The sequence below is a fragment of the Lactobacillus sp. MRS-253-APC-2B genome, from assembly GCF_012843675.1.
Classification (GTDB): Bacteria; Bacillota; Bacilli; order Lactobacillales; family Lactobacillaceae; genus Limosilactobacillus; species Limosilactobacillus pulli.
Map to the genome: position 1 here is coordinate 75,075 of NZ_JABAFO010000006.1, position 18,512 is coordinate 93,586.

22 protein-coding genes and 3 tRNA genes are annotated in these 18,512 nt (G+C 46.5%); 6 read left to right on the plus strand and 19 right to left on the minus strand.

Translation table 11 applies throughout. The features are described 5' to 3' along the window. Nucleotides 1-33 precede the first annotated feature (33 nt). From deoC to HF864_RS04765, 4 genes are all read right to left on the minus strand, one after another. On the minus strand, nucleotides 34-708 hold the full coding sequence (gene deoC / locus HF864_RS04750; RefSeq protein ID WP_169461924.1) for a deoxyribose-phosphate aldolase: 675 nt from the start codon (nucleotides 706-708) through the stop codon (nucleotides 34-36). 167 nt (nucleotides 709-875) lie between these two features. Next, entirely contained in the window at nucleotides 876-1,520 is a 645-nt protein-coding gene (trmB, locus tag HF864_RS04755; protein WP_169461925.1) for a tRNA (guanosine(46)-N7)-methyltransferase TrmB, read from the minus strand. 9 nt (nucleotides 1,521-1,529) lie between these two features. Next, complete coding sequence (locus HF864_RS04760) at nucleotides 1,530-2,723, minus strand: ABC transporter permease (RefSeq protein ID WP_169461926.1); 1,194 nt, start codon at nucleotides 2,721-2,723, stop codon at nucleotides 1,530-1,532. Continuing rightward, nucleotides 2,716-3,453: an ABC transporter ATP-binding protein gene (locus tag HF864_RS04765; RefSeq protein ID WP_169461927.1), complete on the minus strand. Its 738-nt coding sequence runs from the start codon at nucleotides 3,451-3,453 to the stop codon at nucleotides 2,716-2,718. Before HF864_RS04765 ends, HF864_RS04760 begins: the two co-directional genes overlap by 8 nt. A gap of 129 nt (nucleotides 3,454-3,582) precedes the next feature. Here HF864_RS04765 and HF864_RS04770 point away from each other — a divergent pair, with 129 nt between their 5' ends. Further along, nucleotides 3,583-4,011, plus strand: a complete 429-nt coding sequence (locus HF864_RS04770) for an HIT family protein (protein ID WP_169461928.1) — start codon at nucleotides 3,583-3,585, stop codon at nucleotides 4,009-4,011. A gap of 2 nt (nucleotides 4,012-4,013) precedes the next feature. Beyond that, nucleotides 4,014-4,238: a hypothetical protein gene (locus HF864_RS04775; RefSeq protein WP_169461929.1), complete on the plus strand. Its 225-nt coding sequence runs from the start codon at nucleotides 4,014-4,016 to the stop codon at nucleotides 4,236-4,238. Between the two features lie 104 nt (nucleotides 4,239-4,342). Here HF864_RS04775 and HF864_RS04780 read toward each other — a convergent pair whose 3' ends face one another. The 9 genes from HF864_RS04780 to HF864_RS04815 all read right to left on the minus strand — a co-directional run bounded on the left by HF864_RS04780 (nucleotide 4,343) and on the right by HF864_RS04815 (nucleotide 12,716). After that, complete coding sequence (locus tag HF864_RS04780) at nucleotides 4,343-5,299, minus strand: peptidylprolyl isomerase PrsA (protein WP_272209338.1); 957 nt, start codon at nucleotides 5,297-5,299, stop codon at nucleotides 4,343-4,345. A gap of 101 nt (nucleotides 5,300-5,400) precedes the next feature. Further along, complete coding sequence (locus tag HF864_RS04785) at nucleotides 5,401-6,366, minus strand: HD domain-containing protein (protein WP_169461931.1); 966 nt, start codon at nucleotides 6,364-6,366, stop codon at nucleotides 5,401-5,403. Nucleotides 6,367-6,421: 55 nt separating this feature from the next. Further along, the gene (locus HF864_RS04790; RefSeq protein ID WP_169461932.1) at nucleotides 6,422-6,799 is read right to left on the minus strand and encodes a YlbF family regulator; all 378 of its coding nucleotides are present in this window, start codon (nucleotides 6,797-6,799) and stop codon (nucleotides 6,422-6,424) included. Between the two features lie 67 nt (nucleotides 6,800-6,866). Continuing rightward, nucleotides 6,867-8,966, minus strand: a complete 2,100-nt coding sequence (locus HF864_RS04795) for a PBP1A family penicillin-binding protein (protein WP_205882286.1) — start codon at nucleotides 8,964-8,966, stop codon at nucleotides 6,867-6,869. A 247-nt stretch (nucleotides 8,967-9,213) separates the two neighbouring features. Then, the gene (gene argS / locus HF864_RS04800) at nucleotides 9,214-10,902 is read right to left on the minus strand and encodes an arginine--tRNA ligase (protein WP_169461933.1); all 1,689 of its coding nucleotides are present in this window, start codon (nucleotides 10,900-10,902) and stop codon (nucleotides 9,214-9,216) included. A gap of 320 nt (nucleotides 10,903-11,222) precedes the next feature. Continuing rightward, nucleotides 11,223-11,933 (minus strand): M48 family metallopeptidase, encoded by a 711-nt coding sequence (locus HF864_RS04805; protein ID WP_169461934.1) that lies wholly within the window; start codon nucleotides 11,931-11,933, stop codon nucleotides 11,223-11,225. Nucleotides 11,934-11,987: 54 nt separating this feature from the next. Further along, nucleotides 11,988-12,119 (minus strand): hypothetical protein, encoded by a 132-nt coding sequence (locus HF864_RS09535; protein WP_277346615.1) that lies wholly within the window; start codon nucleotides 12,117-12,119, stop codon nucleotides 11,988-11,990. A 94-nt stretch (nucleotides 12,120-12,213) separates the two neighbouring features. Next, nucleotides 12,214-12,284: transfer RNA gene (locus HF864_RS04810), tRNA-Gly, on the minus strand. A gap of 81 nt (nucleotides 12,285-12,365) precedes the next feature. Continuing rightward, nucleotides 12,366-12,716, minus strand: a complete 351-nt coding sequence (locus HF864_RS04815; protein ID WP_169461935.1) for a hypothetical protein — start codon at nucleotides 12,714-12,716, stop codon at nucleotides 12,366-12,368. A 155-nt stretch (nucleotides 12,717-12,871) separates the two neighbouring features. Between HF864_RS04815 and HF864_RS04820 the strand changes: the two genes are divergently transcribed. Beyond that, on the plus strand, nucleotides 12,872-13,210 hold the full coding sequence (locus HF864_RS04820) for a hypothetical protein (protein WP_169461936.1): 339 nt from the start codon (nucleotides 12,872-12,874) through the stop codon (nucleotides 13,208-13,210). Nucleotides 13,211-13,246: 36 nt separating this feature from the next. On the opposite strand, the gene folP is transcribed toward HF864_RS04820, so the two are convergent. From folP to folB, 6 genes are read right to left on the minus strand one after another with little or no spacing between them, the layout of a single operon-like run. Then, on the minus strand, nucleotides 13,247-14,386 hold the full coding sequence (folP, locus tag HF864_RS04825; protein ID WP_169461937.1) for a dihydropteroate synthase: 1,140 nt from the start codon (nucleotides 14,384-14,386) through the stop codon (nucleotides 13,247-13,249). Beyond that, nucleotides 14,383-14,982 carry a non-canonical purine NTP pyrophosphatase gene (locus tag HF864_RS04830; protein WP_169461938.1) on the minus strand — a complete coding sequence of 200 codons (600 nt, stop codon included), beginning with the start codon at nucleotides 14,980-14,982 and terminating at the stop codon, nucleotides 14,383-14,385. Before HF864_RS04830 ends, folP begins: the two co-directional genes overlap by 4 nt. Before the next feature lies 1 nt (nucleotide 14,983). Beyond that, entirely contained in the window at nucleotides 14,984-16,288 is a 1,305-nt protein-coding gene (locus tag HF864_RS04835; RefSeq protein ID WP_240936876.1) for a folylpolyglutamate synthase/dihydrofolate synthase family protein, read from the minus strand. Further along, complete coding sequence (gene folE, locus HF864_RS04840; protein ID WP_169461939.1) at nucleotides 16,285-16,857, minus strand: GTP cyclohydrolase I FolE; 573 nt, start codon at nucleotides 16,855-16,857, stop codon at nucleotides 16,285-16,287. Before folE ends, HF864_RS04835 begins: the two co-directional genes overlap by 4 nt. An 8-nt stretch (nucleotides 16,858-16,865) precedes the next feature. Beyond that, on the minus strand, nucleotides 16,866-17,348 hold the full coding sequence (gene folK / locus HF864_RS04845) for a 2-amino-4-hydroxy-6-hydroxymethyldihydropteridine diphosphokinase (RefSeq protein WP_169461940.1): 483 nt from the start codon (nucleotides 17,346-17,348) through the stop codon (nucleotides 16,866-16,868). Next, the gene (gene folB / locus HF864_RS04850) at nucleotides 17,341-17,706 is read right to left on the minus strand and encodes a dihydroneopterin aldolase (RefSeq protein ID WP_169461948.1); all 366 of its coding nucleotides are present in this window, start codon (nucleotides 17,704-17,706) and stop codon (nucleotides 17,341-17,343) included. Before folB ends, folK begins: the two co-directional genes overlap by 8 nt. Before the next feature lie 117 nt (nucleotides 17,707-17,823). Between folB and HF864_RS04855 the strand changes: the two genes are divergently transcribed. The 3 genes from HF864_RS04855 to HF864_RS04865 all read left to right on the plus strand — a co-directional run bounded on the left by HF864_RS04855 (nucleotide 17,824) and on the right by HF864_RS04865 (nucleotide 18,404). Continuing rightward, a complete protein-coding gene (locus HF864_RS04855; RefSeq protein WP_169461941.1) occupies nucleotides 17,824-18,102 on the plus strand; it encodes a heavy metal-binding domain-containing protein in 279 nt (92 codons plus the stop codon). A 101-nt stretch (nucleotides 18,103-18,203) separates the two neighbouring features. Beyond that, a tRNA-Leu gene (locus HF864_RS04860) sits at nucleotides 18,204-18,287 on the plus strand. A gap of 33 nt (nucleotides 18,288-18,320) precedes the next feature. Next, nucleotides 18,321-18,404 (plus strand) — tRNA-Leu (locus HF864_RS04865). Nucleotides 18,405-18,512 lie beyond the last annotated feature (108 nt).

Consider the following 18,512-nt stretch of genomic DNA (forward strand, 5'->3'; position numbering starts at 1 on the left):
TGAATCGATGTGTCAGACGTTTCAAAACAGTTTCTATTGCCGAGCAGCTTCTTCTAAGATCTGAACCGAGGCTGAAACTCCCAGCCGGTTGGCACCGGCTTCAATCATGGCATATGCTTCATCGAGGTGGTGAATGCCGCCAGAAGCCTTGATCTTAAAATCAGGGCCAACCGCCTGGCGCATCAAGGCAACATCTTCTGCCTTGGCACCACCTGTTGAAAAGCCGGTTGAGGTCTTAACAAAATCAGCACCACCTGCAACCGTCAGCTTAGAGGCCGTTACTTTTTCATCATCGGTCAAAAGACACGTTTCGATGATAACCTTCAAAAGCTTATCGTGATCATGAACAGCTTTGGCAACTGCTTGAATGTCTTGTTTAACGATATCGGTATGGCCGGACTTTAATTCGCCAATATTAATAACCATATCGATTTCTTCAGCACCGTTTTTAATGGCATCAATGGCTTCGGCAACCTTGATTTCAGTTGTCGAGGCCCCCAGAGGAAAGCCGATTACGGTACAAGTGTTGACGTCCGTATCTTTTAAGCGATCAGCGGTATGTTTGACCCAGTATGGATTGATGCAGACCGAGGCCGTGTTGTACTTGATGGCTTCGTCTATGCATTGATCGATCATTGCCTGGGTGGCATCTGGCTTGAGCATCGTGTGATCCATGTATTTAGCAAGTTCTGCAACTGTAAGTTTCATTCTTGTAACCCCTTTCATAAATGAACGCTTTTACTATATCACGTTTTGAAATAAATTCCAACAATTCTTAGAAATTATTTTCTAGCAGTACTGATCAATTTTTCAAAAAACAAACAAAAAGGGCCTTGCCAAAGAGATTTCTCCTTGGCAAAGCCCATTAGATATAGCTAGGCAAAGTGTGCCTTTAATTTATAGATTGGCTGACCCTTAGCCGCAAATTTTTGCTCATATTCCGTTTCAACGTTGTTTTCATTCTCAGCACTGTGATGCAGATCCAGCCAGACCCCATCGTATTGCATACCGTAGTTGTTCATGCTGACTAATGAGAACTCAAAAAAGCCCATGTTGTCGGTCTTTAATTCGATCGTTCCGTGGGGCACCAATACTTTTTCATAGTTAGCCAAAAACGTCTTGTAGGTCAGCCGGCGCTTGGCGTGACGTGACTTTGGCCATGGATCAGAAAAGTTCAAAAACAGCCGATCAATCTCGCCATCAGAAAAGAACTCATCCAAGCCAGCCCCGTTGGCACAGATAAACTGCAGGTTGGGTAATTCTTCGTCTTCCAGCGATTTTTTCAAAGCAATGCCTGCCACCGTCGAAACCACATCTAGACCGATAAAATTGACTTCTGGATGCGCCTTGGCCATGCCAATTGCAAACTGGCCCTTGCCCATACCGACTTCAAGCCAGATTGGCTGTTCTTTTTCAAAGCGGCTCTGCCATTTGCTTTTAAATTGAGCCGGGTCGGTGGTGATTTTTTCTGGATGGGCTTCAATCAGTGGCTCAGCCCATTTCTTGTGTTTTACTCGCATTGGTTATCCTCACTTTTGCATTTTCTTTTTGAAATAGATATTAATCAGCCAGTACAGCTCCAAAACGGCCAAAGCCAGGCTGCTCAGCATACTCAACCAGTCAAGGCTCCTGCCCAGTGCGGCCAGAATCAACAAAAGGCTCAAGCTGCCCATGACCTTTTTTAAAAAGGCCTGAAAATCGGTTAGCTGCGTGACTTGATCAATTGGGTAAAGGTGGGTAAAGACGTTGTTTTGATAGTGATCAACAAACGTCATCAGCTGCATGGCAATCAGATAGATAAACAATAAAACCAGGATACATCTCAGCCAGCCCAGTGGTACAAAAAAGATGATCAGCATGCCGACAATCGTCAATCTAGCGACCAGGCCGCTGGTTTCCGTATCGCGTATAAAGCCGCGCGCATATAGATAAGACCAGGCATGGTTAGGAATCGTCAGCCATTTAATCAAACCTTGCGCCCAGGCACGCCGCTTAATACCGCCTTTAACGCTTGGCACATCGGTAAACAGGTTAAAGAAACGATAAACGTCATACATGCGGTGCTGTTCACCGTCGACGGCCGCCCGCCAATCAAGATCCTGTTTTTTCAACCGGATGCTAACTGCCAGCCATATTAACAGTGAGACGACACTGCCCCACAACGGTGAAAGCAGCCATGACATTATGCCGATTAACAGTGGCAGCAGCCATTGACCAGCCCGCAACAGCTTTTGATGTCGCGACCATTGCAGACTTAAACGTGCCTTGGCTAAAACCAGCCAGGAAAGCTTGGCAAAAAAAACAGCAATAAACAGCGCTAAGATGTTGGCTGCCGACATTTTGACGTCAATCATGGCCATTGGCAGCTCGATTGTAAGCAATCCCAAGGACATCAGCTCACCAAGAACCGTACTGTATAAGAATGCCTGATTCAGATATTTTTTAATACCATCAGCTTGAGGCAGTAAAAAGACCGGATCGGCCGGTTTGATCAGCGTTGCCATTCTGCCAACCTGCATAACCAAAACAAACCATATGATCAACAGCCAACGGATCCACCATGCTCCCGGCGTCAATGTCTTGAGCCACTGCGCATAAGTATAGGCCAGCGCCCCGAACATAAAGAACAGCGCAATCGTAAACTGATCGTTAAAGACCAGCCGCCAGTATTTCATCAGCTGCAGCAGATGTCTTTGCCGGCGATTTTTAAAAAGACTATTCATCACGCTCATCCCTTGCCAAGCGCAGATAGATGTCATCTAACGTAGAGTCGGCGCCAGCGGCTTTTTGCTGCAGCTCGTTTAACGTGCCGTGTGCCTTAACCTGACCATGTGCCAGCAAAATAAAACGATCACAGTAGCGTTGGGCAGTGTCCAAAACATGCGTCGACATCAAGATTCCAGCCCCTTGCGCCTTTTTTTCCTCGATCAGATTCAGCAGATCATGTACCGCCAACGGATCCAAACCATAAAACGGCTCATCGACGATAAATAATTTGGCATTCGTCATAAAGGCACTGACGATCATAACCTTTTGCTTCATCCCTTTGGAAAAATCGGCCGGAAACCAGTCCAACTTATTGTCCAGGCGAAAAGTCTTCAACAGACGATGAGCCTTTTCCCAGGTCTGATCATGATCCAGACCATATGCCATCATTGTCAGCTCTAGGTGCTCTTTTAGCGTCAGCTCGTCATACAAAATCGGCGTTTCCGGTACGTAGGCGATCTGCTGCTTATAAGCGGCTGCGTTTTCCTGTAGGCTCTGGCCATTTAAAGCGATCGATCCTAAAAACGGCCGCAGCAGACCAATCACATGATTGATCGTTGTTGACTTGCCGGCCCCATTTAAACCGATCAACCCCACCAGCTCACCTGGCTGTACGTCAAAAGAAACGTCTTTTAAAACCGGCAGCTGTGAATAGCCACCCGTTAAGTGTTTAACTTCCAGCGCCATAGTATCCCTTCTTTATCTTTCTTGCTTGCCTAACCGAGTAATTATAACACATTGCTTAAAACTAACTAAGCGTGCAGATTTTTAAAAATTCGTTTATACTTATAAAAAATTGAAAAGAGGTATTCTAGGATGGAAGATTGTATTTTTTGCAAGATTATCGATGGTGAGATTCCTAGCTACACGGTTTATGAAGACGATGTCGTAAAAGCCTTTTTAGATATTTCACAAAATACGCCTGGCCACACGCTGGTTGTACCCAAAAAGCACGTCAAAGACATTTTTGAATACGACTCTGAACTGGCAGCTGCCGTATTCAGCCGCTTGCCAAAGATTGCCCGGGCCATTCGCGACTCCAATCCTGACATCAAGGGCATGAACATCTTGAACAACAATGGTTCCGTGGCCTACCAATCCGTCTTCCACTCCCACATTCATCTGATCCCACGCTACAGCGACAAGGATGACTTTGGGATTACGTTTTCGGACAACTCGAACCAATATGATGAGCAAAAGTATCAGACTGTTCAACAGGCAATTATCGATCAGCTCGGTGACTAGCTATGTTCGACGACTTCAAAAACGCTGGTCGCGATGTTTTAAACGCCGCTAAAAATCTGCAAGAGCAGCTGATGAGACTGCAAGATTGCCTAAATGAGCTGAATCAAGCAATGGACGGCGTGGCAGAATTTTCAAGAGCTGCCCAGCATGCCGTTAATTTGTGGCAGTTTAAAAACGAGCCGCGATTAGAAAAAATTCAAAAAATCATATCTAAATATCAAGCATAGTAAATGGGACCGCGAAAAATCGGTCTCTTTTTTATAAGAAAAAGCGCTGGATCCGGCCGATTAAAAGCTGGATTCAGCGCTGTTGCTATTAAGAGTTGTTTTGGTTAGTTGCTTGAGCTTGATGATGCATCCGAGCTGGAACTCTTGGAAGAACTGGACGTTGAGCTGGAGCTGGTCGTCAGGTATTCATCCAAAATGTTCTTCAAGTCGCTATCCTTGATGGAAACGTTACCCTTCTTCAGGACCTTGGAGACAACGTTTTGCAGGAAGGTTGAGTCATTCATATTTTCTTCAACGATCTGCTGCTTCAATTGGGCAATGTGGTTGCTCATCTTACCCTTGGCTGGGTGCTTGATCATGTAGATGACCTGGTAGCCGCTGTCGGTTTTGACCGGCGTTGTCGTGTATTCACCGGTCTTAAGCTTAAAGGCGGCCTTCTTGTAGGCTGAGTCAAGCGTGGTGTCGGTGTTGTCAAAGGCTGCTACCTTGCCACCATTACTCTTGTTGGAAGTATCCGTTGACTTTTCCTTGGCCAGTTTCTTGAATGCCTTGTACTTGTCACCAGAAGTACTGTTCAGCTCATCAATGATTGATTGAGCCTCGGACTTGGAGCCAACCAGGATTTCAGCCGTTTGAACCTTTGGCTGGTATTCTTTCCATTGTTTCTTCAAAGCCTTGTTGGAGAAGTTGGAGTAATGACGAACGGCCGCTTGCAAAAGCAGGTTAGAGCGAATCTGCTGCTTAAGCGTCTTAGTCGTCAAGCCGTTTTGCTGCAGTACCGTAGAGAACGATGAGCCATATTGCTTCTTGTAGGAGTTGTACTCACTGTTGACCTTGCTGTTAGAAACCTGTGAGCCGTACTGCTTTTCCAAAACCTTGTCCAAGATCATTTGTTGAAGCACCTGCTTGCCCGCAGAGGTCTGCTTCATGCTGCTGTAGTAGGCACTTTCGGTGATCTTGCCACCACTCGTTGTTGCAACTGCCTTATTGCCACAGGCAGCCAATGGCAGCATTAAAGAAATTCCGGCCAGGATAGCCAAAGCTTTTTTCTTTGCGTTCACTAAATTACACATCCTTTAGATTATTAAGAATTTACTCGTGATAAATTTACCAGTCTAATATAACACAACCAAACCGAGATTAAACCCGACTTAGACAATGTTTAGCTTTTCTTCAAAGTTTCTTCATTGGTCGGGCGATAAAAGCGGCGATTGTCTAGGCTAAACAAACGGTCGGTATACTCCCCAGGCGCGGTTTTATTCAATGCCGTCTGAATCGTCATAATTGAAGCATCCAACTCATCCAAGTGGTGCAAGATCTCTGCTTCCAAGAGCTGTGGCCGCGCCGGTGAGCCATATTCCAACAGGCCATGATGAGAAAGAATCATGTGTCTGAGCAGTACCACTTTGGGCGATTCTGGATCAAAGCCCAGTTCATCGCAGGCTTGGACGATCTCACCGTCCAAAAGCGAGATGTGGCCAATCAGATTGCCCATCACGGTATATTGCGTTGCAATCGGACCGCTTAGTTCAATGGTCTTGCCCAGATCATGCAGCATTGCTCCAGTATACAAAAGCGCCGCATTGACGTTTGGATACTGACCGACAACTGAGCGTGCCAGTCGCAGAATCGACAGCGTGTGAAAGGCCAGCCCACCAACAAAGGCATGATGATTGCTCTTGGCGGCCGGATACGAAAACAGTTTTTCACCGTGCTTGCTGAACAGATGACCGGCAATCTTTCTCCAGACCGGTTCATCAATCAGATCAAAAAACTCCCGGAAGCCCGCCTTTAGCTGGATTGTCGTTTCTGGTGCGCGAGGTACAAACAGCAATGGATCATGAGGCTCGCTTTCTGTTGCCAAACGAATCGAATCAATTTTGATCTGTGGTCGATCCCGATACGTTTCACGCTGACCCTTAACGCTGACAACTTTCCCCGCCTGCAGTTGTTTGATTTCATCAGGCGTAGCGTCCCAGCGCATCCCGCTGATCTCACCAGAAGCATCTGAGATGGTCAGCGCCAGATAAGGCTTACCGGCACTGGTTGTCTTGGCTGCAGCCTCCTTGAGCAGGGCAAAAAGCTGCATGCTTTCGCCTTCTTGATATTGGGCAATCTGTTTGGCCATTTCGTCTCACCGCCTTTAAAAAACGGAACCGTAAGCTACGATTCCGTTAAATTGACTATTTTTCTGCACCGCCGTTTTGTTCAGGCATCGCTTCACGATAAAGTTCTGCAATTGGTGCCGTGATCGTCTTGCTGATCTGTTGGATCATGTCGTCCAATTGGCGTTCTTTGACCATCAGATTTTTGATGGCATCTTTTTGACCAACTTCTTTAGCCAGATCTTGAACTTCCTTGATTTCTGCTTCCGTCAGCTGCACGCCTTGCATCTGCTTTTGTTGAGCCTGCATCTGCTTTTCCTGGAATTTTTGGAACGTACCAAATGCATCCTCGTCTTTCTTGAGTTCCGCAAAGGCTTCCTTTAATGCCAGGAATTCTTGCGTTTCGCGCATTTGACGCTCCATTTCGTTTGCCGTGTCGTAAATATTGACAACCATATTGGCATCCTCCTAATTAATTATTGCTTGTTAAATTGTAACATTATGCCCGATTTTAGGCTAGTAGCTACTGAAACATCGACTGCAATGAGCTCCACCAGTCGCTGGCCTTTTGCTTAAGCGTATTGCCGCTGTTGCTTAACTCATCGCTAATATTATTCCACCAATTACTGCTTGATTTGCTCTGTTTTGATTCAGCCTTGGTTTGGGCATCTTTAACCGTAAACTGCGTCCCGGCCGTTTCTGGTAAAATAGCGCTCATCTCGGCTTTATAAAGCACGCTGATATTTCTACTGGTAACGTCAGCCAGCTGCTGTGACTCGGTCGTGCTGTCATAGCCTTCCCAGGTTGCCACAACGATATCAGGCGTGTAGCCGACGATCCATTTGTCACGATCGCCATCACCGATTCCCGAGTCGGTCGTCCCGGTCTTACCGGCCAGCTCATAGCCGGACGGTTTTGCCGATACCCCGGTTCCATGCTTGAACACGCCCAAAAGCATGCTGGTCATCTCATTGCTGATTTTTTTAGAGATGATCTGCTTAGCTGGCTTGGCGCGATAACGCTTGATTACCTTGCCGCTTGCATCTTCAATCTTGACGATATAGTGGGCATTGGGCAGTTTACCGCCACTGGCAAAGACCGAATATGCCCGGGCCAATTGCTGAGGCGAGACGCCATTTGACATCCCACCCAATGCCAGTGCCAGGTTCTTATCGCTCTTTTCTACCGGTAAGCCAAACTTTTGGGCCATCTGGTAGCCGGCATTGACGCCAATTTTATTTAAAAGCCAGACTGCCGGTGCATTAAGACTCTCGTACAGCGCCTTGTACATTGGTACACTGCCGCTGTAGGTATCGTCATAGTTTTTTGGCGTATAGTGGTTGCTGCCATAAGACGTCTTTTTATCCTGCAGCGTTGAGTCGTAAAAGTAGCCTTTCTCTAAAGCCGGCGTGTAGACAACGATCGGCTTAATGGTGGATCCTGGCTGCCGTCGCATCTGAGTAGCACGGTTATAGCCTCTAAAGACGTGTTTGCCACGGCCGCCGACAACCGCCGTTACGCCACCAGTCTTAGGATCCATGGCGATCGACGCAGATTGAACCATCGTCGAGCTGCTTGAGCTGTCCGGGAAGTTGTCGTCATCGTCATAAGTATCCTGCATGGCTTTTTGCTGATTTTGATCCAGCGTCGTGTAAATCTTATAGCCGTTGTTCATGATGTCTTTTTCCGACAAATGATACGTATTGACGGCCTCACTGATCACCGCATCAAAGTAGTATGGATACTTATAGGTATCAGGGCTAGTATAGCCGTTGGTAATCGTCAATGGCGTCTTTTTATAGGCATCAGCTTGCGATTGAGTCAATTTCTTGTTTTCGACCATCAGCTGTAAAACCACATTCCGACGCTGCTTGGCAGCAGCCGGATGCTTGACTGGATCATAAATCCCCGGCGAGGTCAGCATCCCTGCCAAAGTCGCGGCCTGAGGAACGGTCAATTCACTGGCATCCTCGTTAAAGTAACGCTTGGCCGCATCTTGAACGCCCCAGACCCCATTGCCAAAGTAGGCATTGTTAAGATACATGGTTAAAATCTGTTTTTTGGAATATTGGTTCTCCACCTCAATGGCAATAAAGATTTCTTTTGCCTTCCGCGAGAAGGTCTGCTCTTGACTCAAAAAGGCATTTTTAACCAATTGCTGGGTCAGAGTTGAGCCCCCACCAGAAATATAGTCGCGGCCCAACAGCTTATTTTTGACCAGCAGCAGTGCCGCCCGTCCCAAGCCGCGGATCGAAAAACCGTGTTCATGATAAAAGCGGCGATCCTCGGTTGAAAGCACTGCATCCGGTACGTTGGAAGAGATCTTGCTCAGCTTGACATAAGTCCCCTTTTGCGAATAAAGGCTCCCTGCTGACTTACCCTTACTGTCGTAAATCATCGTCGGCTGTTCCAGGCGGCGCTCCAGATCCTTGACGTTGGCGGTTTTGGCAACAAACGTCAGATAGATGCTGGCAACCAAAAACAGTGACATTAAGATAACGATCAGCCAGCGCGTTAGCTGAAAGCGGTGCCAGAAATACTTAAAACGCGTCCAAAAAGCACGCCAGGTCTTGCCCAGCCAGGCTTTAAAGCGCACTTTCCAATCAGTTGCAGGTTGTTTCATTATAATTTTTCCTCATGTTTGAAATTCACCGCTCAATTTTATCACAATCAAACTTTTTTTGAATCAGCCGCCAGCGTGACCAGGCAAAACTTATCCAAAACGCAAACAATCCAGGCCAGTACTTAGACGTTTGGTTATCCAATACGATTTAAAATTAAAAACCCCCGCCTTGATTTTAAGACGGGGATTAGTTTTATCAGTATAAACCGATTGAAAATGATTTTTCAGTTGTTTTGGCCAACCTTGACTACATTTCGTCTGGAGCCTTAACACCCAGCAGTGCCAGAGCAGACTTCAAAACATCGCTAACGGCTTGAACCAGGGCCAGCCGTGCCAGCTTTTGGTCATCGTCAACCAGAATCCGCGTGTGAGCGTAGTATTGGTTAAAGGCCTTAGCCAATGACAAAGCGTACTTACCGATCAATGATGGGTCGTACTTGATGGCGGCGCGCTTGATCGTTTCTTGGTATTGACCCAAAAGCTTGATGATGTTCCATGATTCTTCATCATTGAGCTTCAGATCAGCATCAGAAAGGTCGGGGTTGCCAGCCTTGCGCAGCAGACTCTCAGCCCGAGCATGAGCGTATTGAACGTAAGGACCGGTTTCACCTTCAAACTTAACGGCGTCTTCCAGCTTGAAGTTGATTGAGTTGGTCCGTTCGTTCTTCAAATCATGGAAGACGATGGCACCAACGCCGACTTCTTGAGCAACTTGATCGGCATTTGCCAGGTCAGGGTTCTTTTCAGCAATTTGTTGACGAGCCAGTTTGATGGATTCATCCAGTACTTCTTCCAGCTGGACGACGTTACCCTTCCGCGTTGACATCTTCTTACCGTTCAGCGTCATCAGACCAAATGGAATATAGTGAATCTGCTTAGACCAGGTAAAACCCATCGTAGCCAGCGTAGCCTTTAATTGTTGGAAGTAGTAGCTTTGTTCGGCACCAACAACATACAGTGACTGTTCAAAGCCGTACATCCGCTTTCTAAACAGCGCCGTTGCCAGGTCCCGCGTCATGTACAGCGTGGAGCCGTCTGACTTTTGAACCATGGCTGGATTCAAGTCGTACTTGGACAGGTCAACGATGCCGGCGCCACGACTCTTTTGCAGCAGGTGCTTGTCGTTGAGCAGCTGCAGGATTTCATCCATCTTATCGTTGTAGAAGGCTTCACCATTGTAGGAGTCGAATTGAACGTCCAGCATGTCGTAGACCTTCATGAAACGCTTCAAAGATTCAGCCCGGAACCACTTCCACAGATGAACGGCTTCTTCATCACCATCTTCCAGCTTCCGGAACCATTCACGACCGGCTTCGGCATATTCTGGATGTTCATCGGCTTCCGTGTTGATCTTAACGTAGTATTTTTGCAGTGTGTTGATTGGGTCAGCCTTGACAGCTTCTTCATCGCCCCACATTTTGTAGGCGGCCATCAGCTTACCAAACTGGGTGCCCCAGTCGCCAAGGTGGTCAATCTTGATCGGGTTATAGTTGGCCTTCTTCATGATGTTGGCAATTGCGTTACCGATAACCGTTGAACGCAGGTGCCCCATACTCATTGGCTTAGCGATGTTTGGTGAGGACATGTCGATCGTAACATTGGCTTGGTGACCAAGATCCAAGTCACCGTAATGTTCTGGGTCGGCCAAAATTTCCTTTAAGATGCCAGCCCCAACATTGGCCTTGTCCAAGAAGAAGTTGATGTATGGACCAGCTGCAACGACCTTTTCGAAACCAGTTTGGTCGATCTTTTCAATCAGTTCACCAGCAATCATCTGTGGTGCCTTGTGCAGTTCCTTAGCCAAAAAGAAAGTTGGGAAAGCGTAGTCCCCGTTCTTGCTGGTCTTTGGCCGTTCTAACTTATTTTTGATGTCTTCGATGCTCATCTCTGGCAATGCAGTCTGCAGCGCCGTAGCAACCTGTGTTTTTTCGTCCATGTTTTACCTCCTAAATAAAAAACGCCTCCAACGAACCCCAAAGTCCATTAGAGACGAGAAATTTCCCGCGGTACCACTCTAGTTGAATGTGCAACATTCCACTCAAATGATATTTAAATGTCTTACCAAAGCGCGTTCAAGAGACCAGCTGCACCTGCCTTCCAGCAACGCAGGCTCGCTTGCCAGCGGCTACCTCTCTAATATTCTTCAGCTTTTTATACAATTTCAGATTATACCAGTTCAATTAAAAAAGGCAAGTTACATGTTTGTTACGATGATGAATTTTTCAGTCGTGCGATCGTTTTTCTAATTCTGTATTTTTAAGACGCCGATTCTTTCAACCGCTCAATTCGCTTTTCTAATGGCGGGTGCGTATCAAACAGTTTCATCAGCCAATTGCCAGGTCTGGCATTAAAGCAGATGGCATTGGTAGCTGCATCGTCAACCGGCATCTGGCGATCATCGCTTTTCAATTTCTCCAACGCACTGATCAAGCCGTTGGGATCACGGGTCATTTCAACCGAGCCCGCATCGGCCAGATATTCACGCTCTCTGGAGATAGCAAAAAACGCAACCTTGGCCAATGGAATACCGGCAATGGCAATCATGCCACCAACGACAGCCAGACTGGTACCGATCAGCCAAAAAATCAGCTTGATGATCCCGGCCCTGGTTTTGACGCTCATCAGGCCAATTCCGGCAATTAATAGACCCCAGCCTGAATATCTAACCAGCTCCAATAATGACATGGCAATCGTCGTAACGCGAATATCGTAGTTTTTGATATGTGACAGCTCATGGCCCAAGACACCACGCAGCTCTTCATCATTCATCAGATCCAACAGTCCCTGAGTAACCGCCAGACTGGCATGTTCTGGATTGCATCCCGTTGCAAACGCATTGGGACAGTCAATCGGTAAAATGTAGATTTTTGGCATGGGCAATCCACTGGCTAAACAAAGCTCACTAACCAATTCATAAAGGTGCGGTGCCGTTTTTTCATCAACTTGTCGGCCACCATTGATCTTCATTAAAAAAGTTGCTGAATGCCAGTAAAACCAAATTAGATAACCAAAGCCAACCAATCAGAAAATCCACATCCAATCAGTCCCAAACGCCCAGTCAAATACCAGCCCGACGCCAATGACAATGACGCTCATAAAAATTAATAGCCAAACTGTATGGCGCCGATTACGGGCAATCTGTTCAAAAAGCATTTTCCTCCCCCCTCATCTTGATTATAATGCTGGGGGCGTCTTATAAGCGCTGAAATCAAAAAAGGATGAGCAACAACTGCTCATCCTTTACATAAGCGGGTAACGAGAATCGAACTCGCGACACAACCTTGGGAAGGTTGGGTTTTACCACTGAACTATACCCGCAAAAAGCTAAGTAAAAATAACTTACTTAGCAAGTATACCTTATTAATTTAAAAATGTCATCAATTAATTTGATTTTTTAAATTATTTCTTGTCGGCCGGCTTTTCGATGCGAACCTTTGAAGAGCGGCGGGCCCGCGTTGTCTTTTTGCCAGTCGTCTTTTTAGCCTCTTTTTCAGCTTCTTCTTTTTCCGCTTCCACTTCGGCTTCTTTGTCTTCTGCCGTACGTGGAACAGCCTTCAGCATCTTGGCCTCATCTTTGCGAATGATTGCGCGACCGTTCAATTCGTTGACACCGCTCTGGTCAGACGGATCGTAGTCTTGAATGGCAATCATAATCGAGTTTTCATATACTTTTTCGACTTCTCCGGAAAAGTCATGATCCATAGGGCCAAACTTTTTGCCTTTGACAATATCGCCAATCTTGTAAAGCATGCAATTCACCTCGTCAATTTTCCCGATTGATAGCAATACATGATAGTTTACTCTTTTTACGGCAAAATTCAAGCACCACGTATCAAACCCGGCTTTATCAAGCAAAAAATGATAAAATTTAAACAGCTAAAAACTTTAGAAGAGAGGCCTTTCAAATGATCAAAACCCTAACTTTAATCGATGCCATCTGTGCAATTGCTCTTTTTATCACTGTTTTTATGGGACTACATGCCAAAATGGAAAAACGCGTCAGTGACTGGTTCGTCCTCACGTGCTTGGCATTGATCGTTGCGGCCATTACGGCTCTGGCCACGACTCTGATGTTTTTCCATCTGCATCCGCTGCTGTTTGTCGGCCGCATCATCTGGTTGCTGATCGCCTTGTTTGCCATTGAAGCTGCCTTTCGTCAAAAACGCGAGACATTCGGCAATCCATGGCTGTTTTTTGCTACCTATCTGATTTTAATCATTAACGTTGTCATTAATATTTGGTAATTAACGATTTGCCAAATTGATCATTTCTGTTTGTCATCAGCTGCGTTGCCAGTATCCGGATGTGATCGTATCAATCATTTTAACCAATTGACGCGTCTCTTGAATATCGTGAACCCGCAGTACCCGACCGCCATGCAGATACATGTAGGTTTCTGCAATCAGCGTCACTGACAGGCGCTCATCTTTGGGCAGATCAAACAGTTTTTTGCCAAAGCCCTTGCGCGAGATGGCTACCATGATTGGTCGGTTCAGGTAACGGAACTCATCGATATTGCGCATCATCGCGTAGTCCTGTTCACCATCGGCAACCTTGGAATAGCCAATCCCTTCATCGATAATCACACGGTCCAGATCAATCCCGGCTGACGCAATCTTAGCCAGATTATGCTCAAAGAAATGCTTCATCTCAACGGTCAGATTGCCATACTCGCGATCACGGCTGCTGTGCATCGTTACCAGGCCAACCCGACTGTTTTTAAGCAGCTGTAATTTGCGTTGATCATCAAAAGCATTGACGTCATTGATGATATCAACGCCTAACTCCAAGACTTTTTCCATCACAGGCAGCTTATAAGTGTCAACGGCAATTGCCACGTTGGGAAATTCTGCTTTTAACATCTCAATGCCCGGAACGATGCGTGCAAGCTCTTCTGCTGGCGTAACCTCTTTAAATCCGCCTGGCTTGGTGGTTTGTCCGTTGACCTCAATCACGTCGGCACCTGCCTCAACCATCTGCCGAATATGATCACGCATGGTTTCAGGAGTATTGTAGCGGCCGCCATCGTAAAATGAGTCTGGCGTAATGTTCATGATGCCATAAATAATTGGCTTGGCCGAAACATTGAAGTCGAAGCGACCTGCACGCCAAGAGACGGTATGATTAGCCGCGATCTTAACCAAAGATTGGCATAGTTCTTTATCATCAGACCATTTTTGAGTTGCACGGTGGGCCATTAAATGAAAGGCCGTCAATGGCAGCATGAACTCAACCTTGCCTTTTAGATGAGCCAAGGCAGCATCAAAATGATTTAAAAAATGAGCTACTTGATTAGTCGTTTCGTCATCGTTGCATTCCCAGGTCAAAAAAAGCATCTGCTGATTATGTGCCAGCTTGTCATAGATTGCCGAGGCTAATGGCGACAAATTGGCAACGTTTGTGTTCTCCACGATTCTCATTTCATTTCCTCCATTTGGTCCAATAGATTCTTAACGGCGCAACTACGATGACAATAAGCCACCCAATCAGCAAAGCTCATCTCAGCGAGCGTATGATCCAAACCTTCTGGAATCAAGATTCGATCAAAGCCTGATCCCTCATCACCATGCTGAGCCGTGGCAATTGTTCCCTTTAACTCACCATAAGCAGTCTTGCTGACCTGACCGTTTCTTGCCAACACGATTACGGTTTTCATAACAAAGTGCCGATCACGGCCATCAACCAATCGAATAATTCCATCATTCATATCGCTTTTGGTAGCAAAGCGCGGAGTCAATTGACGTGCGGTCTCAATACCGAATCTTTGCGGAAAAGCCTCCAATTCTAGTCCAGAATCATCGGCAATAACGTTTTGGTCAGGTAACAGCCGACTGATGAACTGGGCTTTTTTTGCGGCATTTTCGGCATAGCTTTGCTTACCTTCTGCCGGAAAAGTCTGTCGTACGATCAATTGGTCATAGGCAATCCCCTGCGCGCCATAAAATTCCAGAATTTGACTGATTTCGCGTTGCTTGGCTGGATTATGAGTTGCAATTACAAAACGCTGTGTCGTCATCTTAAATTCTCACCTCGATTTCTTTGATCAGATAAAACGATCCCGTTACCAGCACCATCCCGTCCGCGCCTGCCAACGCAACTGCTTTTTGATAGGCAGTCCAGGCATCGGCAATCACCAGGGCATTCGGCAGATACTGCTGCAAGTCTTTGGCAGCCATTGCTCGCTTGGGCTGATCTGGCGTTGCCAAAATGATTTGGGCATTCAGTTTTTGATATGTTTGTACCATTTGCGCAACGTTTTTGTCTTTTAAAAAGCCCAGCACCAAGACCAGTTTTTGTGGATGGCCCAGCTGATCAAGCGTTTGGATCAGGCGAATTGCCGCATCGGGATTATGCGCACCATCCAAAAAGCTCAGCGGCTGTGTGCCAATTTTTTGCAGGCGACCCGGAATCACAATGTTTGCTAAGACCGCAGCAATCCGTTCCGGCGTGATTTCAAGCTCAGCTTGATTAAGCCAGTCAACGGCAGTCAATGCGGTTTTTAGATTATCCAGTTGAAACGTGCCCAACATATTAAACTGACATTCCAATTCAGCACCTGGCAGTTTAAGCTGCAGCCGCGTACCTGCCCAGCTCTGATCAAGTACTGTCAGCTGAACCGTTTTTTCACTATCCAAAACCGGCACCTGACAAGCCTGGGCACGTTTAATAATCTGCGCTCTGGCAGCCTGATCCTGGTTAGGTGCCAAAATAACTGCGCCAGTGCCCGGCTTGATGATACCGGCCTTGGCTTGAGCGATATCTTTAATGGTTGGTCCTAAAATTCGTGTATGATCCAAGGCAATATGCGTAATGACGGCTAGTTTAGGAGCTTCAATTGCATTGGTGGCATCGTTTTGTCCGCCCAGGCCGCATTCAATCACTGCCCAGTCGACTTTTTGATCAGCAAAGTACTGCAGCATAATCAGCGTCCACCACTCAAAAACCGTTAGATCATCAGCATTCAAGTCATCCGGCAGCTGCTGTACGATTTTTTCATAGGTGGCAGCAAAGGCTGATTTTTCGATCAGACAGCCATCGATTTGAATCTGCTCACGCTGGTCAACCATGGCCGGACTGCTGAAATGCCCCACCTTTTGTCCCGCCTGGTGCAGACACTGGGCAATCATCGTACCGGTTGAACCCTTGCCATTAGTACCAGCAACGTGAATGATGCGAAACTGCTGATCAGGATGATGCAATTTTGCCAAAACGTGCTTAAGCATCCCCACGCGATCATTATCGCCGCCACGCATCTGGGGATTCAGACTGTCGATAATCCGTTCATAGCTCATCTGATCGCGACTTGTCTGTTCGTTGCTCATTTGACCAGGTCCTTGGTTTGCATCAGAAACTCTTTACGCAATGCCTGATTGTCTTTAAAGTCACCGGTAAACTTGGAGGTGTAGGTAAACTGCCCAGCCTTATTGATGCCCCGCATTTCCATACACATGTGGCGAGCTGCCACCTTGATGGCGATGCCTTGAGGATTCAAAATCCGCTGCAGCTCAGTGGCCAGTTCGGTAGTCAGACGCTCTTGCATCCCTGGTTTTTTGGCTACGAAATCGACCAGCCGCGGAATCTTGCTTAAGCCGATCACCTTACCGTCTCTTGGTACATAGGCTACGCTGGCATAGCCAAAAAACGGCAGCAGATGATGCTCACACATTGAATAAAACGGAATCTGTTGGATCAATACCATTTCTGGCTGATCATCGACATGAAAAGTCTTATAGTTGCTAAAGTCTTCTGGCTGGTGGTTCAAAGATGCAAAGATTTCAGCATACATCTTGGCAACCCGCTGCGGCGTCTCTTTAAGTCCTTCACGCTGAGGATTCTCGCCAAATGCTTCTAAAAGCTCGCTGACCGCGTGTTTGATTTTTTCTTGATCCATAATTTCCCCTATTCTACTGGACGAATCCAGTTATGATCCGTGGTGTTTTGCAGCAGCTGCTTGATCCGCTCTTGATGTACCGGATCATCATCCATAACGTCCAACAGCGGCTGCAAGACGAACCGGCGATTGCCCATTTCAGGATGCGGAATCGTTAAGGAAGCCGTCTGCCATTTTTCATCTTCATAAAGGACGATATCCAGATCGATCGTCCGTGGTCCCCAGTGAATCAGCCGCCGTCGATGCAGCGACTTTTCAATGATATGCAGCCAATGAAGCAGTTCAGGCGGTGTTAGCTTTGTCTCCAAGGCCACGGCTATATTTAAAAAATCATCCTGCTTGACGCCGCCAACTGGTTCGGTTTCATAGATTCGCGAGACCTTCAAGTTTTGATTGGCTGGATTGCGCATCAACAGGTCTAGGGCACGCGTCAGATTATCAAAACGGTCGCCCAGGTTGGTGCCGATGCTTAAATAGGCCCGCTTAGTCATTATTGCCCCCTACTACTTCAATCTCTACGTTGTCAAAAACGCCATCAATCGGCACGCTGTATTTGCGAATCCTTAAAGTAACCTGCTGCAGACTTGGGTAGTCCGCTAAAATTCTTTTTAAAAGCTGATTAGCCACGCTTTCGATCAAATCAAAGGAATGCGTCGTCACAAAGTTTTTAATGGTATCATAGACATCCGCATAACTGACGGTTTCGGTCAAATCATCATGCTGAACCCGCTCTTCAATTGGATACTGCATGTCGATGTCAATCTCCAGCTTTTGTCCGAGTTTCTTTTCTTCGGCAAATACGCCGTTATAGGTATGAAACTTCATATTATTGATCTTGATGCGCCCGATGATAACCCTCTCCTTACCTGGTTTCAAAATTCAATACCACCATCATACCGCACCCATGCCCGATGCAAAATCTTTATGCTAAAATAAATATTGATAAATTTTAAGGAAGTGAAGCCCATGTTCTTAATGACCGAAAATCTGCCATCGCCGCATAAATCACTAGGCATCGTTAACGCAACCAGTCACTTGATGCTGCCCAGCGAAGCCATCGATGAATTCGAGGCTTTTGATCAGCTTTTTCCTGCCGTTGAGGAAAAATTAAAGCAAAAAGCCAACGAAAAAGGTGCTGATGGCATCGTCGGGGTTCGTTTTACCACTAATGTCGCCAACGTCCAAGTCGCGCCTAAATTTCTGGTTTTAACTGGTTATGGAACGATGGTGCAGCTGCTGAATTAAAAAAGTTGATTTTTTTGGTAAATTCGCTTGCAATATTTTAATATTAACGGTATAGTTAATATCGTTGTCTTAGGCAACAAATGATCAATTAAGTTTGAGATGCCCCAGTGGCGGAACTGGCAGACGCGCAACGTTCAGGTCGTTGTATGGGTAACCATGTACAGGTTCGAATCCTGTCTGGGGCATTGGCTTTTCAGCCTTAACTAAACATTTCAAATGCCCCAGTGGCGGAACTGGCAGACGCGCAACGTTCAGGTCGTTGTATGGGTGACCATGTACAGGTTCGAATCCTGTCTGGGGCATTGGCATTCAGCCTTAATTAAATATTTTCAGATGCCCCAGTGGCGGAACTGGCAGACGCGCAACGTTCAGGTCGTTGTATGGGTGACCATGTACAGGTTCGAATCCTG